The organism is Leptospira haakeii, from assembly GCF_002812045.1.
GTDB lineage: Bacteria > Spirochaetota > Leptospiria > Leptospirales > Leptospiraceae > Leptospira_B > Leptospira_B haakeii.
In genome coordinates this window covers 44,918-61,966 of the sequence record NZ_NPEG01000007.1, presented here as the reverse complement: position 1 = coordinate 61,966, position 17,049 = coordinate 44,918, and the positions used below count along the sequence as shown (strand labels likewise).

Below are 17,049 nucleotides of genomic sequence, written 5' to 3'. Positions count from 1 at the left end.
AACAGGCTGTGCCTGATATCCCCGGAGAAATAAATTTCCATACGTGATACGAAAAATAATTTCCATCCTTTTAGTTCTTATTCTTTCATTTTCCGTTTCTTCCCAAGAAACAAACCCGAAAAGAACCTATAATATAGTCATAGATCCAGGCCATGGCGGTCTGGATCTAAAACCTAAGGAAGAACATGGAGATAAATACGACCCAATCTCTAATAAATATCTAGAACCTTATAAGGCAGGCGCCCAAACAAAATCTAGAAGAGAAAGTGAAGTAGTATTAGCTCTTGCAAAAGAAGTAAAAGAAATCCTGGACCTTACCAAAACTCAGGAAGGATTCGAAACATTCAGATCATACGCAAAAAAATTCACGAACGATACACTCCCTTGGATCCGAATCGATTCGGATCTTACTAGAGAAGAAACAGCAAAGGAAGAAGGAGCCGATCTATCTTCTGACCCGAATGCTTTTTATAGATTGTATGATTATCCCGATAAAAAATCCGGAAAGATCAAACCCGGAAGAATTTCTAGGATCAACGCTGCTCGACCTTATTTAGTTTTATCTTTGCATTTGAATCCAAGTTGGAAAGGACATCCGGGAGGAATGGCAGCAGTTCTTTCTCCTTCTTATCGCACATTCTATAATTTGCGAAAAATCTCAGAAGGAAAATCTTCCAAATCTTTTGAAGATGGACCTTGGAGTGAGTGGATGCGTTTCAAAATGGAATGGTCCCGTTTAGAAAACGCAGTAGCGGATGCATGGATCTATTTTAACGGTTATTGGCCGAACAAATCCGGGAAAAAAACGGATCTTTCCAATTTCGAAGGATATCGCCAAAACATGGTGACTTGGAAATATGCTGACTCGACCGGTTGGATCGATAAAGCAGTGTTAGATGGTCCTGGGCCCTATGCCAAAAAACATTCGGAATATTCCGCCAAGGGAAAATTTTGGGATAGAGAAAGAGCCGAACCTGAACTCTGGAGAAGAGAAGACGGCGCAGAAGGATTCGGAGGAGACAATCATTACGCTGCAACCGAACTCATGAGATTTTTGCAATATGGTCTCAGAACCTTGCCTAATTCGGAAGAAGAATTATCCAATCCCGGTCCTATCAATAAACCGTATATCTCCACTTATAGTCTTCCTACATTTATCAATGCAATCTCGGCTTATTTAGAAATTGGTTATATTGATAAGGAGAAGGATATGAAAATCCTTACCCAAAGAAGAAAGGACACTGCGATCAGCTTGGCAGTGGGTGTTTATTCCTTATTCCATGGGATCAAAATCAAATCTGCGGATTTACCTTACGTCCCAAAGGGGAAAAAAATAGACTGGGCACGTTATGAAAACTTGAAGGAAGGGAATTACTTTAGGGTTGTAAGGGAGGAATGATTTTTGTGGTTCATGATATGATCGGTAGCTGGTTCCCGTATCCATCGATCAACATTGTAGTTGGGCCTAAATGATCTGTTTCATAAGAGTAAGCTCCTACAGAGGGAGTTCTTGCTGTATTTCATTCTAACTTTTTCTAAAGAATAATATCGATAGAAATAAATTAGTCAAAAGTGATATACCAAATAAAGATAGAATCCATTTTTGCGGGATATTTAAGGACTCTTTTTTTGTATCGGTTTCCATGATCCTTTGTTCTAACTCGGTGATCCTATTCTTTAGCCCGTCTTTAAGTTGATTCGTTAACTCTAAGATTTCCGGGTCTGCTAAAACTATTACATTTCCTTTATTCTGAATTTCTGAAGAAATCGGTTTGTTCGTTTTAAATCTTAACTCAGTCTTAGGTCGATCAACCAACGTCTTTCCTCGTAACTCAGCTATTCTGCTTCTAACAGTAGGATGACTTACCCAAGTAGTCTGCGCCTTTGTAAAATATTCATAGGCGGTTTTTAAGTTCCCGGTATGGTAATTTTCTTCTCCTTGAATTATCCAAATCTCTGTTTGATAAAGATTAAGTGTGGGATTATCTGGATCAGATTCCATTAACGGTTTGAGAGCTTCTTGCGCTTCAGAGATTTTGTTTCGGTTAATCAATTCACGTATCTGAGAATAATTTGTATCTGCTGATTCTGAATAAATATTAATAAAAGATGAAATAAGCAGAAAGAAAAAAAATGGTCTGAACAATTCTCGCATTCTTTTACCTACTTATAATTACTGCTGAGTGTCCATATCTTGCGACTGGCATTTCTGAAGTAATGCTTGCCCAAGGTCCTGCAACAGGGTTACCCAAATCGATTGAATAGACTGATTTACTTGGGATATTTAATGCTGTAGCACCACCAAAAACAAAAGCCCTACGGAGATCGTAAGAAATTTCTACTGCGGGAAAATATGTTGCTACTGGTAATACTGGACCAGCTTGAAAATTCGCAGAACTTGTACCTAGCCTATAAAAATCATAAAGATTCGTTGGAGTAACTTGTGTAACAGGTTGGAATAGATTACCAGAAGTAGAACCACCGACTGCTAATACGCCAGGACCATCCCCTGGATTTGGATCACTTGGAATCGGACGATAACAAGCTGACCCTATTCCGTGACGAGCTGAGGTATTGATCGATGGCTCTCCAATTGAAGTAGTGGAGTTAGAGGCGGGGATATATGCATCAGAATTAAAAGCAGATGCAGATCCGTCGGAAGCTAATCTTCCTCCTGTATAGAAAATACTGCCGTTGATTCCACAACCTCCCATATCAACTCTCGGAAGGATTTGAGTTAAGGAAGTAAAGAGCGGTGACCAAGTCCCTAGCGTTCCGATTTCTGGAAATAGTTTATATACGCGGCTTGTCGGATACCCTACGGTTACGTTAGTATCCAATGCATTAGCGATGATATAAATTTCATTCCCTACGGTAGCAGGAATTCCGCTATGTATCGCATCTGGAGCAGAACCATAGGTTGTCCATATCCCAGTAAATGGTTCATAAGCTTCAACAACTGATGAAACAGAGAATGTAGATCCAGACTTTGTTAATCCCCCAATCACAAAAATCTTACCTTTAAAATTTACTACAGAAGCAAACGCTCTTGGAGTTGGTACTCTTGTTATAGAAGAGTACCAGCGGTTTTCTACAGGATCATACAGGTCTATCTGTGCAACTGGGTTATTATCCGCTCCAACTCCTCCTACTATCCAAATACCCCTTGTTTTAATTGGATCATCACTAATCCAAGTTTTAAAGGGAACCATCATGACTCTTCTGTCTTCTGGTTTTCCACATCCTAAATATGCAGTATATTCGGAATTTGGCGTCAGGTTAGCTATCGGAAGTAAATGTGTTTTTCCTTCCATCGGACTTATCAGAATATTCTGCGAACCGCTACCGTTAAAATAAAGGATATACCCTTCAGCGGATTCTGAACAGGTCCATGTGAACTGAACTTGTTTTGACCCGTTCGATAGATAAAAAGATTTTATCGAAACATCTTCTAATCCACCTCCTTCATTCAAAGGTGAATTATCGCAGTAAGATAATGTAGCTATTAAATGCAGAAAGAAAATACTTCGGTATAAACTTTTCATATTCTATAACCTAAAGAGATTTCTAATCCGCCCATGCAGACTGTTCCTCTTGATTCAAAATAACAGTTCGCTCTTAGTCCCGATCGAAAAACCATATTACCTAGTTTCCATCCTTGGTATCCAAACTCAACATAACCAAGTGGGTCTACTCCAGAGACTTGTGTTTCTCCCCTTTGATATCTAACAGAACCAAATCCTGCTCCGAGAATTCCATACCAGTTTTTTGATTCACCCGAACCAAAATCTTTCTTAATATAAGAATATGCGTTTAGAAAGGAGTAATTAGAATTTCCAGGTGAAATGAGATATTCTGTTTTAAAACCAACTTGATATTTTTCAGATAAAAATAAGAAAGCTGGTTCAACGAAAAATCCTGCACCTCCAGTTACACTATGAGCGGGTGCGATCGGGGCAGTATTAGCTAAAAAACTTAGACTCCCTCCAAGAATAGTTTCAGGTTGCTTTACAGATTCAGTTAAATACTCATTTGGAAGATCTGGAGAAGAACTACCTCCATTGTCCATATCTTGGATTTGAGATTTTTCTATTTCTAAAAATCCGACATCAGTCCTAATTGTATAGCCCTTATCCCTTTCTTCGGCAATAACACCACGAATCCTACTTCCATCTTTTAAAATAAAAGTAGAATAACGATAAGAAGTTTGACTTCCCTTCTTAGAATAATCTAATTTCTGAACTTCCTTTTTCGGAATAGTATAAACTCTACCCTTCCAATTTACTTGAACATTTCGATCGTCTTCGTGGACTACATCAAGTAAGTAAGAGTTTCCATTTTTTAGTAATAATTCTGCTGCTTTGACTTGATAAGAGGAAAGGATAAATATGAATAGGTATAAAAAAATTCGCATTAAGTGTTAACCTTTAAGGGAACCCTAGATCTCCAAGTTGGATTACTTTTGCTTGTTCCAATTTACAAGCATTGCCAAGCATAATGTTTCTATCTATTGTAACGGTTTCCTTACCACATAGAGACGCCTGACGTTTTGCTTCTGCATTATATAATGTGATTATAGGTCCTTTTTTCTTTATCTCTGAAATGCAAGAATCTACGGATTCTTCCGTATAGGTTTTTGACGGATCTATATGAGCAGTGCTAAAGAAGATATAACTAGCTAAAAAAGAATTATCAGATACATTTGAAGGATCTGTAATAGTAGGTGTAGTTGGGGATATAGGGGTTTGGTCGGTGAACAAAATAGTATATGTTTGGGCAGTCGTACCTGTGCATCTAATATAAATTTCGTCATTATCTGTCAGAGAAGGCCCTGATCCATAAAAACCATGCCCGATTGGATCAGGGGAACCGAATCCAACATCTTCACTAGTATTATTATTATGATATTCGAGTCCAAAAAAAGCTCCGCAGGTTGCAGTTCCGCCTGTTTTGAGAATATCTATTTGAGAAGGAACATTACTATATACGTAAATGAAATCAAATTCATTATCTGAATCAATAGCCCCTGTGTAAGTCATTGTTGATCCGTTAACGCCAGGAATTAATACTTTATTATAACTAGATAAATATGCTTCTTGAAATGTATCGTTACCATTCGATTCATTCTCAGTTAGATTTTGATTGATTGCTCCGCCTCCACAGGTCCCACCATTACTGATTCCGGATAGATTCAGAAAGGTTGAGATAGATGCTTGAGAAGAAATAGCTGCCCCTAGCTTTCTTTTTGCTTCCCCACCAGTAACAGTACCCCATCCAGAAACAGGAACATACGTACAAGATAGAAATCCCTGGAGAATAATTCCATACGTTAGATGAAATTTGAAAATTTGTATAAAAGCGGAAAAAGAATTCATTTTCCGCAAAGAATTGGCATTAATTTTCATTTAAACAAATTCACTTGACACAATATCGGAAATACTTCGTTTTTATTCCAATAAATAGACAAATTTTAGAATTCCCTAATAATGCAATGTTTTTTTGGGGAATGTTAGAAGTGGAAAAGGTGTTTAGGATGATTAAGATCAATAGATCTATCCAATTTGGGATAGTTTTGCTTTTTGCAGCAGGGACTACGTTAGGCTTCTCTTTTGCGCCGCTTTCTAGATATTTCTCTTCCGCCCTACGAAGCCTAACGCAAGAATCTGAGATTCCGATTGATCTACCTGTTTTGGATGTAGATTTCCGAGGAAAGATCGGAGCGAACTTTCCAATCGAATTACCTCCTGCTCGAAAAGATTGGGGACCAAGCTTAAATATTTCTTATTCTGGGGAATCGGGGGAAGGTTTACTCGGAGAAGGTTGGTCTCTTTCCGGATTTTCAGGAATATATAGAGAAACTTCTTCCGGAATGACTTACGATTCAAATGATGTTTTTACAAGCGACTTGGCTGGTCGCCTTGTTGATGTTAGTGGGAATGGGACAGAGTATAGATCAAAACCGGAAAGCTTTTTCCGATTCCAAAAACAATCTGCTTGCAATGATTCATCCTGCACTTGGATCGTAAAAGATCCTGCTGGAAATACATACACCTTTGGAGGCTCATCCGATTCTATTATAACCAATTCAACCGGTATTCCCGTTATTTGGGGATTAACGAAGGCTGAAGATCGATTTGGAAATTCTTATACTTTTTCTTATCTTCCAAATGTTAAAAGGCTCTATCCTCAAAGCATAGGCTATCAGAATAAAACAATTTCATTCGTTTATGAAAGTTCTGGGTCAAACATAATCTCTTATTCTGGAGGACTCCAAGTTATAGGCAGCCAATTACTTTCTGAAATTCAAATCTCGATTGATGGCTCACAAGTACGTAGCTATTCTTTTGATTATGAAACTGGTGAACAGGGAAGAAAAAGATTAATTTCTATAGATAGAGAAGATTCTCATCCACAATTTGGATCAGGGGCATTCATTCCAGTTAATTTTCAGTATTCTGCATATGGAAGTTATTCTTTAGATAGAAATACAGGTTGGGACCTTTCTAATAAACAATTAAAGTTCTGGTCGCGGACTCCCATGTATGATAAAACACGCTGTACGGAAGGAGCGTATGCATGTACTGTATTTGGGACAACAGACTGTTCTTATTTGGCAGCGGAACCTGCTGCGTATACTGCATGTGAGAACACTAAGGCGACTTGGTTTTTAGCGTGCAGATTGTATGTTGAAGCCTATTTCGATTCTTGCAATTATGGAATAAAATCGCCTCGTTCTATTGGAGCTTGGGCGGATACAAATGGGGACGGATATCCCGATTACACGAGATTCTATGGAGATGAGGATGGCGACGTTCAAATAGGAGTTCTGTTTAATAATAAAAATGGGAGCTATACTTCAAGTAATCCAACTTTTGATGTCTTGGTTCAAAGCATTAATTTTAATATTATTAGGAGTTTAGCTTACGGAGATATCGATGGAAATGCAAAAACAGATCTAATCTTATCAAACGGTTCCATTCTTAAAAATTACATAACTAATGGTTCAAGATATTTATCCAATGATGATTTTTCTTTCTCTATAGCTTCCCCTACTTATTTAACAGAAGTCCCTCAGTTTTACACTTTAAGTTGGCTCTACGATCTAAATCGAGATGGAAGATCAGATCATATCCGAATAACAGGACCAGACGAAATTCGAGTCCGCTTTTCTAATGGAACCAACTTTACAAATGAAAAAATTTACTCTGTTCCCGATGTAACTTCTAATCCCGGAGAGTTCTTTGATATTAATTCCGACGGGATACCTGAATTTGTAAGATATACTTCTTCTAATGGAATTGAAGTTTACCGATTTAGTTCTGATTTAAATAGCCTAGTTTTAAATACATATACAGTAGGGAATAACGGTCAGGCTGCTAATTTTAATCCGGATTCAGGTAGTTTAGCTACTAGATTCTGGGGAGATCCGAATGGAGATGGTTTACTGGATTTCATTACTTATGAAAACGATACACTTGAAATCTACTGGAACCGATTTGATTCATTTTCCACGACCCCTACAACAGTGAGTATCTCGGGTCTAACATTTAATAACGAACCTAACAAATTTAAGTCGTATAGATTCGGAGACGTAAACGGAGACGGTTATGATGACCTAATTGCAGGAAACGGAACAAATATTAGAATTTTCTTATCCGATGGGACGAAGATACTTTCAGGCCCTGTAAAAACTATAGCAGCTTCAGACGAATTTGATCTAGTCGATTTGAACTCAGATGGTCGCTTAGATCTAGTGGTTTATAAGGTTCCTGATAACAGCATAACTGGAGGTTGGGAAGCTTATATTTCTAAAATAGGATTACCTGGTAACATTCTTACTAAAATCACTGGAGCTTATGGCTTGGAGAGTAGTATTTCGTATGTTCGCAGAAATGATCCAAGTGTTTCTAGTCTAATTTTGCCTTCGAGCAATTCCTATCCAATTATAGCGGATAATGGAGGGGACTTAATTGTTTCTTCCATATTTAATAAAATAAGCGATACAGTCTCTGAAACGATCTCTTACGTTTATGAAAACGGTAAGATAGCGATCGGAGATCCATACACCAGTGGATATTTGGGTTTTTCGAAAATTACGACGACTAATTCGAGAACAAACGTAAAGACGATTGAAACTTATAACCAATCTTCATATTTATTTTCTGGAAACAAAATCTCGGAAGAGATGAGATATATTAATGGAGCGCAAGAAAGTATAGTCACGCAAAAGACTTATACTTACGAGTCGGCGAGTTTTAACTCTCTTCCCTATAACCGCCTGAGTGCTTCGTCTGAGACAACATACTTAGGAGGAGTTCAGGTAGCATCTTCTTCCTCGACTTTTACCTATGATTCGTGTGGAAACTCTAAAGTAAGTAGTGAAATTGGAACTTCCGGTACAATTACTCGTACTCAGGTTTTTACTTGCGATACAACAAATTGGGTGTTGAACCAACCTTTAACGGATAAGACAGAGCACAACGGTGTTCTTACGGATAATAAGTTATATTCGTATGATGATAAAGAACTTCGGACGGTGACCGAATTTCCGAATACATCCGTAACAAAAACTCGAACTTTTGCCTATGATACTTACGGTAATCCTATAACAGTAACTGATTCTAAAGGAAAGGAAACGAACATCGAGTATGACTCAGCTACTTCTACATTCGTTACCAAGACTATGAATCCGCTAGGTCATGCCACCTCTATGGAATACGAATCCGTATATGGATTAGAAACAAAAGTAACCAACGCAAATGGGGGAGTTGATTCCCGAGAGTTTGACGCGTATGGGAGAATTTTAAGAAGAATAAAACCGGGCGAATCCGATTGGTCCGAAGAATATGAATATGGGAATACAGGAAAACCAAATGAGGAATACACTCAAAAGTCTGTAAGAGATGATTCCTATGGAGAACTTCGTTATAAAGAATACACTGATATTTTCGGTAATATACGTAGGAAGGAGAGTACCTCTATCCAAGGCTCTCTCCTTGTTGAAGAAGCTGAATATAGGGCGGACGGAAAACTTCTAAGGCAGTCTACTCCATATATCCAGAATGTGACTCCAAACGATTGGGTAAATTATGAATACTCTGGTCCTGAAGGACGAGTTAGTTTTGTTTCTTCTCCAGATGGGAAAACTGTAAACATAACGTATAGCGGCTTAACTACTACTTCGGTTATTAAAAATGGATCTGAAACTCTAAATACGGAAATTGAGACCAAAGATACTTTCGGAAATACGATTTCTAAAAATTCTAACGGAGCTATAATTTCTTACGAATATGACGAGGCAAACCGTCTTACGAAGATCCTTGATCCTGCACAAGGGGAAACAAACTTTACTTACGACTTATTAGGAAATAAGAAAACGGTTTCTGATACTTCTACAGGAACGTCATCTCACGATTATGATTCTGAAGGGAACTTAATACGAACAACAGATGCAAGGGGAAGATCGATTCGAAATGAGTATGATGATATTAACCGAATTACTCGGACATATACAGACGGAAGTGAAACTCAGATCTTATATGCCTACGATTCAGCTCCGAATGGTATTGGAAAACCGGCTTCCGTTAGTGACGGCTCAGGAATAACGAACCTGGAGTATGATATTAAAGGAAACATCGTCCGTAAAGTAAGAGCAATTGATGATTTAACTTTCGTATTCCGATATACCTACGACAACCAAGACAGGTTACAAGATTTTACTTATCCTGACGGAAGTGTAAGTCATTATTTCTATTCTGAAATGGGTATAATGACCGGGATCACAATGGATATGCCGGATTTAGGAAGTTATAATCATCCGGTAGTAAAATACGAAGGTCCCTTCCCAGGAACCTCGGGGAATTTTAGAGTATTGAGAACATTAGGAAATGGAGTCCAATCAGATATCGCATTTGATCCTATCCTTAAGCGTCCTACAGGGCTTAAGACTACTTTAAAGAATGGTTCTTTGGCTCAGAATCTAACATATGACTATGATTCTAAAGATAATATCAAAAAAATAATAGATCTACTTAGACCAGATAGAACTCAAAATTTCCAGTTTGATTCTTTGAATCGATTGGTGTCTGCAACAGGAAAATACGGTGCAGAAAGTTACACTTACGATTCAAGAGGAAACTTGAGGCAAAAAGGTGATACTACCTTAAACTATTCCGATTCTTCTAAACCTTATAGAATTACCTCAGCGATTTCCAATCTAGCAGGAACAACTACCTATAGCTATGACAGTTCTGGAAACATCGTTAATAGAGGAGGCGATAGTTTAACTTACGACGCTTTCGGTAAGTTGGTAGATATTCAGCCTTATGGAGGAGGAGATCGTATTCGAATGAACTATGGCTTCGATGGAATTCGGGTTAAAAAAGTAAGAGATGCCGACGCATCCATCGAATATTATCCGGATCCTAGCTATGAAGTTGTTCGCAAACCAGGTCAACCGGATACCCATACTCTATACATAAGAGGACTTTCTGGAGACTTAGTATCTCAATTAGCTAGGCAGGATGCTAATTTAATTTCTGCAATGGAAGTATCCGATTCGAATAAATTAACAAAAGCATATTGGAAACCTGGAATCGATAAATTAGTAGGAATAAGCAAATCAAGTTTTCATTCTTTCTTATATGACTATAATGGTAAGTTATCTCTTCGTTATGACTTACTAGTCTGGGCATTAATACTTATAACAGCGTATTATTGGTTTTGGAAAAATAGAGAGAGAATCAAGGAATTCTCAAGTCCTCGTCTATCTTCAGTCGCACCTATCATTTTAACTGTGATGATCTTTTCTACAGTTAATAATTGCGGAATATTTATCCCGAATCAAGGAGAAGAAGGTGTTCCTCCTTGGGCTTTAATTCCTTTGGGAAATACTGACGGGGCTCCTTCAATAGATTCGCCAGGTAATGGATCTGGAGGAGGGTCAGGATCTATAGGTGGAACTCCGATACCAGGAATGATATTTTTCCATCCTGACCATTTAGGTTCCATTTCAATGGTTTCTAATGGAGAAGGAGGTGTCATGACTGGGGGCGATCTTGGTGGAGCCAGCTTGATCTCATATAAGCCTTATGGCGAAATAGATCGAACAAATTCTTCGGGACCTGATATCTTCCGTTACAAATATACAGGACAACAAGAAGATCGAGAGTCTTCTTTATATTATTATAAAGCCAGATTCTTCGATCCCAAGATTGGAAGATTTTTACAACCGGATTCAGTTATTGCTTCGGCGAAATCTCAAGGGATGAACCGCTATATGTATGTGAGCGGAAATCCGGTAAACTTTAGAGATCCTGGCGGGCATAATGAATATGTTCATATGTTTAATGAAATACTAAAAACAATGTTCCATCACGCGAACGGAGCAATGGCGTATGCAGGTAGGAGTGTCGATCATTTATGGAGAGGATATTTCCGGGAAGTAGATCATGCGTTTAAACAATATATGCATAATATTGATCATCAATGGAGAGGGCATTTTCGAAGGATAGATCACGCGATCCGAGGTCCATTAAGAACGATCGATCATAGCTTACGAGGTTATGCACGTGAGATTGATCATAGTGTTAGAAGTTATTTAACGGCTTTGGATCATGGAGTTAAGGCTCATTTTCGTAGAGTGGATGATGGATTTAGAAGGACAATGGCAAGGATTGACCGGGGTTTCAGAACGGCTGCGAGAGGTGTGGACCAAACTGCAAGAAGAATTGGTGAAGCGTTCGAGCAAGAAGTTCTTGGTAAACGACATACCGATGGAGATAGATGGTCAAGGTTGGCGGATAGAGTAATTCCCGGAATATTCTCCGGAGGGTTACAACACGGCATTTATTTATTAACAGGTGATAAATTCTTTAAATTTGGCTTTGTTGGATTAGGAATTGATGTATCGATTTGGGCTAGTTATGAAAATAGAGGATTTGGAATTTATGAAAAACTTAGCCCGATAGGTTTGATCGGACTGTTAATTGTATATAATGAATGGGGTTTTGACGAAAATCCAATTTTTAGAAATATCATGATTATGTATATGTATAAAAAATTTGGTCTTTCGCCTGGAGCTTGTATGGTTGGAGGGCAAGAGTTTTATGACTGTGATTAAGATATATATCTTAATCGTGAGCATATTTTTTTGTGCGACTTGTATTGATGATAATTATATAAAGTTGTTTCCAAAACAAGGCACAGAAGATAAGATATTTCTTGAATTTTCTATTTTAAAAGAAAATATCGCTGACGATACGGAAGTGTTGATTCGAAGATTTTGTTTGGGTGATAATATAAATGACCTTGAGAGAAATTGTGAAATAGATCCAATAATAAAGAATTTTACAATCTCTCCAAAAAATCCCTTAAGATTACAAGTTCCATTACATAAGAAAGCAATTGCAAAGGTACTATTCCAATATATTAGTTTACTAAAGTCTGCTGAAGCTGCCGTTTATTTTGATGAAAGTCATAAAGTTTATTCTTCTAAAAACTGTGTTTTATCAGGTGTTTCGGTGGAGGGATTCCCCAAATTCCTTTGTAAAGGATTAGTAGAAAATACGAAGCAGGTTCAAAATATTCAGTTCAGATTCTTCGGAAACGAGGAACTTAAAAAATCGGGAAGTGGAGGAGGGCTTATTGATAAGATCATCTTGGGTCCTACTTTCGTACCTGCCGAAGTTATCCTTAAGTTTTCTTCTACTTTAAAATGAAATTACTTGTACGATTGTTAATCTTGTTCTTATTATTAACGTCTTGCACTAGTATTTTAAAAAAAGAATATCCTGAAACTTCAAATAAAGAAAAAGGGAAATTGTTAATTTCTTGGACAGATGATTCTGGAAAAAATATTTCTAAGATTAGGATACGGCATTTATGCCTCAGAGAAAAGAAAATAACCGATCCTCGCAGTTCCTGTGAAGATATCGAATTAGCTTGGCAATACGATTTACGTAAGAATGATCAAATTGAAATATTTATCCCTGAAGGTAATTATTCTGCGCGACTGACTATTCGTGAGAATTCTGGCGATTCGGATTACTCCCTTGTAACCTATTTTGGTTTCAAAGAACCCACTAATTCTCAATGTTCGCTATCATTTGTTCAAAGCGATTTCCTTCCGTATGATAGATTCGATTGTCCGAATCTTGAAATTAAGCCGGGTAAAACCACGAAAGTTAAAATAAAAGTAACAAGCAAACAAGAGGCTTGGGGAACCGAATCTCTGTTAGTAGCTATCTTCTCCCTAGGTTTAATTGCTTCTCCTTCTCAGCTTATACATTTGGATATGGAATATGCTCCGCCAAATAGGTAATTTAGTTTTGTATTCAGGTTGATAGTATTTTTAGATCACTATGAATTGTAGAACTTCTAAGTTAATAGATCTAAAGTTTGCGATTATAATATTCGCGCGTGTGAAGAATGAAATATATGAAAAAAATAATCTACTATATTTTCATTTCTTTGCTGAGTGGTTGCCTAACTGTAAGTGAAAACGGTAAGAAAATATTAAGTAAAGAAATACTGAAATCAGAAAAGCTGACGAGAGCATCGGAGATGTATACCATCTCTTATGAGTTTAAAGATAAGACTCTGTTTTTGTCTTTTGACGGCGGGTTAGTTGAAGAAGATGTCGATAAAGTATTGGAGAAAGAGACGGTTAAGAAAGTATATAAAGTAGAATATTCGGAAATTTATCAAAAGTATACAAAATTAGGATATGGTCGTAGCGGTTGGGCACTCGGGTTTGTAATTGGTTCATTTTTCGAATGCATATTTACAATTCCTTTTCGGACTTGGAACCCAAGTTTTGATGAGATATATAATCGAGAAATAGTCGTAAATCAGCGCAAACTAAAAGACACAGATACCAATGGACTAACGTTAATCCTTAGGATAAATGATATTGAATATGTCAATTCTCCGATGACTTCAAAGGCGACTAATGTTTTACTGCCTTCTCTATATAAAGCATTTGGCTCTACAGAAGAAATGGAAGTTTTAATCTATAGAGGTAAAGATCGGGTTGGGTTTTCGGTAATTCCACTCAAAGATGCTATAGAAAGGATTATGAAATGAAAATCTTCGAGAAAATCTATATCTTTGTATTTTTCATACTCTGGTCTTGCAATACGGAACCTTATATAAAACAAATTCCTCCCATTTTTCCCGGAAAAGATGTCACTTTGAAAATCGATTTAGACAATTCCTTGATGCCAGAGTATAAAGAAATGGTACTAACTAAATTTTGTTTGGGTAGAACAGAGCAAGATCTGGAAAGGAATTGTGAAATGGATCCGATTATACGTTATTATCCGATTAAATCAAACGAGCCATTACATTTAATAATTCCGGAAGGTTATTATCCATATGGAAAAATGATATTTTGGTCCAAGAGTCCTTCTTTCGGTTCCCGGAGTTCAATGGCGGTAGCTTACTTTTCGAGGGATTTTGAAAAGTCTCTAGATAAGAAAGATTGTTCTTTAAAAGGGGTTTCCCTCGAGGGAAGTGTTGGTATTCTTAGATATAATTGTAAAGGACTCATCTTTAAATCTAAACAAACTCATCAGATTACATTCAGAGTAGTTAATGATTCATATATGGATGGATTAATAATATATACCGCTCTTACGCCAATTCGATTAGGCGGGAATTTTCAAGCTGCTGAAATTAAATATTACATTCATAGCTCAAATAGCAGGTGAAGCTTAAATTCTATATTTGCAAAACGTTTATTTAGAATTTAGTTTTTCTCAAGTAAATAGCCGTAATATACTTTTTTCCTAATTTACAACCAACTTTATCTTTTAATTCTGTCCTAGACCGACGGAGACTGGATATACATAACGTGACTGTTTTTCGACTTTTATTTTTGCTGTCTTTTACAGTTTATTTGAACGGTTGTTTTTCATCCGATTCTTGGACAAATTCCTTCTTCCAAAAGGCAATTACTGCAACTTCCATTTCTGGAGCTTTCGGAGGCATTGCGCCTCCTTTTCACCCTCCGTCTGTTTTTCCGGAGATAGTCGTAGAGGCGAACTCCATAGAGTTGGTTTCTGGTTATTCCATTTCAATTCCTAGTGTAGATTTAAATCAAACTGGAGACGATTTTCCGATAACGATTCGTAATATCGGAAATGGACCACTTTCCATTGGCCGTGTGTTGGTCATGCCAGGATCTACTGGGGACTGGAGACAATTTACGGTAAATTCTAATTCTTTATCAAGGGAATTAGCACCGAATGAGAGTGGAGTCCTTTATGTTAATTTCCGCCCTACAATCCAGGCTTCTGCGAGTGCTAGTATCTATATTGAAAATGGAGATTCTGACGAGAGTTATTTTCAAATTATCGTTAAATCCAGTGCGGCTCCTGATCCGGATATTTTGATCTACCAAGGTAATGCGGCTTTAGAGAATGGAGATAGCATCAATCTTGGAGGAGAAAACTCTTGCGGCGGCGCCAAGACATATTCTTTTGCTATTCTGAATACAGGTTTAGGAACTCTCAATCTAACTGGTAACCCAAAGATACTAATCAGTGGCCCGGATGCTTCTTTGTTTACTGTAGTTACTGAACCTTCTGACTCTTCCATTCCAATGTCCCAAGCGACTCATTTTTCTATCCGTTTTTCTCCGACTGGAGCATTGGGAGAAAGGTCTGCAACGGTAACAATTCCTAATGATGATCCTGATGAATCGGGATTTAGTTTTAACTTTAGGACTTCTCAAGGGAATCCTGAAATTTATGTTTATTATGTAGGGGGGTCGGAGCTACCGATCGGCTCTCTACAAGAATTAGGTTATACTTATATTCATTCGATGGAGCCTCCTTTGAGTCTCGGTATAGGTATTCATAATCGCGGGAATGAGACCTTATATTTGACAGGCGAGTCTATCATCGAAGTCTCTGGAAACGGAGTTTCGAGTTTCGCTTTTAATAAGCCGATCAGTACAATTCAGCCGGGAACGTGGCAAACGTTTTCTATAAATGCCCAACCGAAGAATCCAGGTGTGAATTTGGCGAATTTTTCAATTCCGAATAATGACTGTGATGAAAACCCTTACACCTTTCAAGCAGCCTTGAGAGGGTTTGATTTTGGAGGTGCAACGCCGAGTTGGGCGGCAAGGCGAGGGCATACTAGCGTTTCTTTTGATAATAAATTATGGATCTTAGGTGGAGCATACCGCACAAGTTTTTACCAGGATGTGTATTCCTCCACAGACGGAGTGAATTGGGAACTGAAAACTTCTGCTGCTCCCTGGGGAAAAAGGGCCTATCACGCCAGCGTTGTATTCAATAATAAGATTTGGGTCTTAGGGGGGAATGAGAGCAACACTAGAAGGAACGACGTCTGGTCTTCTTCCGATGGAGTGAATTGGACAAGAGAACTGGAAAGCGCACCATGGACTGGGCGTTTTGAATTTGGAGCAGTTGTTTTCGATAATAAGATCTGGGTAGTAGCCGGTAAAAAATATAATGATGAAGGTTTGCGTGATGTTTGGTATAGCTCCGATGGAGTGAACTGGACTTTAGCAACAAATACTCCTAGTTGGTCAGCGAGATCAACTTTCTCTCTATTAACTTTTCAAAATAAGCTCTGGATGATTGGTGGTTTTTCTCCTGACAACAGTTCACTATTTCAAACTGTTTGGAATAGTTCGGATGGAGTAAATTGGACATTCGTCACAGGCGCACCCGGATGGACTCCACGTTCTTCTATCGCTGGAGTAGTATATAATGATGCAATGTATATTCTTTCCGGATTCGATGGACACAACACTTTACTCGACTCTTATCGTTCAGAAGACGGATTACTTTGGAAGAAGTTCGAATCTCCCTGGGGAGCTCGGGATACTCACACTGCAGTAGCTTGGATGAATAAGATCTGGGTAATGGGTGGGCAGAATACACCTGGTTATCCTATTCAAGGTGTAAGTTCTTTTTGGGACAACTAGAAAAGATCGGACAGTATTAAAGATTATCCCGTAGCAAAGGCACAATTATCATTAATAAGTAAATACTGATTGTCTCTTCGAAATTC

Annotated in this window: 11 protein-coding genes; 7 read left to right on the top strand and 4 right to left on the bottom strand. The window is 37.9% G+C overall.

Translation table 11 applies throughout. From position 1 onward, the window contains the following. Positions 1–79 precede the first annotated feature (79 nt). Complete coding sequence (locus tag CH377_RS12350; RefSeq protein WP_423789933.1) at positions 80–1,399, top strand: N-acetylmuramoyl-L-alanine amidase; 1,320 nt, start codon at positions 80–82, stop codon at positions 1,397–1,399. A gap of 126 nt (positions 1,400–1,525) precedes the next feature. On the opposite strand, the gene CH377_RS12345 is transcribed toward CH377_RS12350, so the two are convergent. Genes CH377_RS12345 through CH377_RS12330 form a run of 4 tightly spaced genes read right to left on the bottom strand, consistent with a single transcriptional unit; the run spans position 1,526 to position 5,375 of the window. Continuing rightward, entirely contained in the window at positions 1,526–2,155 is a 630-nt protein-coding gene (locus tag CH377_RS12345; RefSeq protein ID WP_100724102.1) for a tetratricopeptide repeat protein, read from the bottom strand. A gap of 4 nt (positions 2,156–2,159) precedes the next feature. Next, entirely contained in the window at positions 2,160–3,545 is a 1,386-nt protein-coding gene (locus CH377_RS12340; protein WP_100724101.1) for a kelch repeat-containing protein, read from the bottom strand. Beyond that, on the bottom strand, positions 3,542–4,414 hold the full coding sequence (locus CH377_RS12335; protein ID WP_100724100.1) for an LA_3334 family protein: 873 nt from the start codon (positions 4,412–4,414) through the stop codon (positions 3,542–3,544). The genes CH377_RS12340 and CH377_RS12335 overlap by 4 nt, the downstream gene beginning before the upstream one ends. A gap of 13 nt (positions 4,415–4,427) precedes the next feature. Next, entirely contained in the window at positions 4,428–5,375 is a 948-nt protein-coding gene (locus CH377_RS12330) for a hypothetical protein (RefSeq protein WP_100724099.1), read from the bottom strand. Positions 5,376–5,506: 131 nt separating this feature from the next. On the opposite strand from CH377_RS12330, the gene CH377_RS12325 reads away from it, so the two are divergent. The 6 genes from CH377_RS12325 to CH377_RS12300 all read left to right on the top strand — a co-directional run bounded on the left by CH377_RS12325 (position 5,507) and on the right by CH377_RS12300 (position 16,963). Further along, entirely contained in the window at positions 5,507–12,121 is a 6,615-nt protein-coding gene (locus CH377_RS12325) for an RHS repeat-associated core domain-containing protein (RefSeq protein WP_165780475.1), read from the top strand. After that, complete coding sequence (locus CH377_RS12320) at positions 12,108–12,719, top strand: hypothetical protein (RefSeq protein WP_100724097.1); 612 nt, start codon at positions 12,108–12,110, stop codon at positions 12,717–12,719. Before CH377_RS12325 ends, CH377_RS12320 begins: the two co-directional genes overlap by 14 nt. Positions 12,720–12,742: 23 nt before the next feature. Next, positions 12,743–13,321 carry a hypothetical protein gene (locus tag CH377_RS12315; RefSeq protein ID WP_125172167.1) on the top strand — a complete coding sequence of 193 codons (579 nt, stop codon included), beginning with the start codon at positions 12,743–12,745 and terminating at the stop codon, positions 13,319–13,321. A gap of 116 nt (positions 13,322–13,437) precedes the next feature. Next, complete coding sequence (locus CH377_RS12310; RefSeq protein WP_100724095.1) at positions 13,438–14,085, top strand: hypothetical protein; 648 nt, start codon at positions 13,438–13,440, stop codon at positions 14,083–14,085. Beyond that, positions 14,082–14,711, top strand: coding sequence for a hypothetical protein (locus tag CH377_RS12305; RefSeq protein ID WP_100724094.1), 630 nt, complete (start codon positions 14,082–14,084; stop codon positions 14,709–14,711). Before CH377_RS12310 ends, CH377_RS12305 begins: the two co-directional genes overlap by 4 nt. A 143-nt stretch (positions 14,712–14,854) precedes the next feature. Continuing rightward, entirely contained in the window at positions 14,855–16,963 is a 2,109-nt protein-coding gene (locus tag CH377_RS12300) for a choice-of-anchor D domain-containing protein (RefSeq protein WP_100724093.1), read from the top strand. The last annotated feature ends 86 nt before the right edge of the window (positions 16,964–17,049 follow it).

Excerpts from the sequence above, each read along its gene's own strand:
- CH377_RS12345 (WP_100724102.1), bottom strand. The coding sequence starts at position 2,155 with ATGCGAGAATTGTTCAGACCATTTTTTTTCTTTCTGCTTATTTCATCT.
- CH377_RS12340 (WP_100724101.1), bottom strand. The coding sequence starts at position 3,545 with ATGAAAAGTTTATACCGAAGTATTTTCTTTCTGCATTTAATAGCTACA.
- CH377_RS12335 (WP_100724100.1), bottom strand. The coding sequence starts at position 4,414 with ATGCGAATTTTTTTATACCTATTCATATTTATCCTTTCCTCTTATCAA.
- CH377_RS12330 (WP_100724099.1), bottom strand. The coding sequence starts at position 5,375 with ATGAATTCTTTTTCCGCTTTTATACAAATTTTCAAATTTCATCTAACG.
- CH377_RS12325 (WP_165780475.1), top strand. The coding sequence starts at position 5,507 with ATGTTAGAAGTGGAAAAGGTGTTTAGGATGATTAAGATCAATAGATCT.
- CH377_RS12320 (WP_100724097.1), top strand. The coding sequence starts at position 12,108 with ATGACTGTGATTAAGATATATATCTTAATCGTGAGCATATTTTTTTGT.
- CH377_RS12310 (WP_100724095.1), top strand. The coding sequence starts at position 13,438 with ATGAAAAAAATAATCTACTATATTTTCATTTCTTTGCTGAGTGGTTGC.
- CH377_RS12305 (WP_100724094.1), top strand. The coding sequence starts at position 14,082 with ATGAAAATCTTCGAGAAAATCTATATCTTTGTATTTTTCATACTCTGG.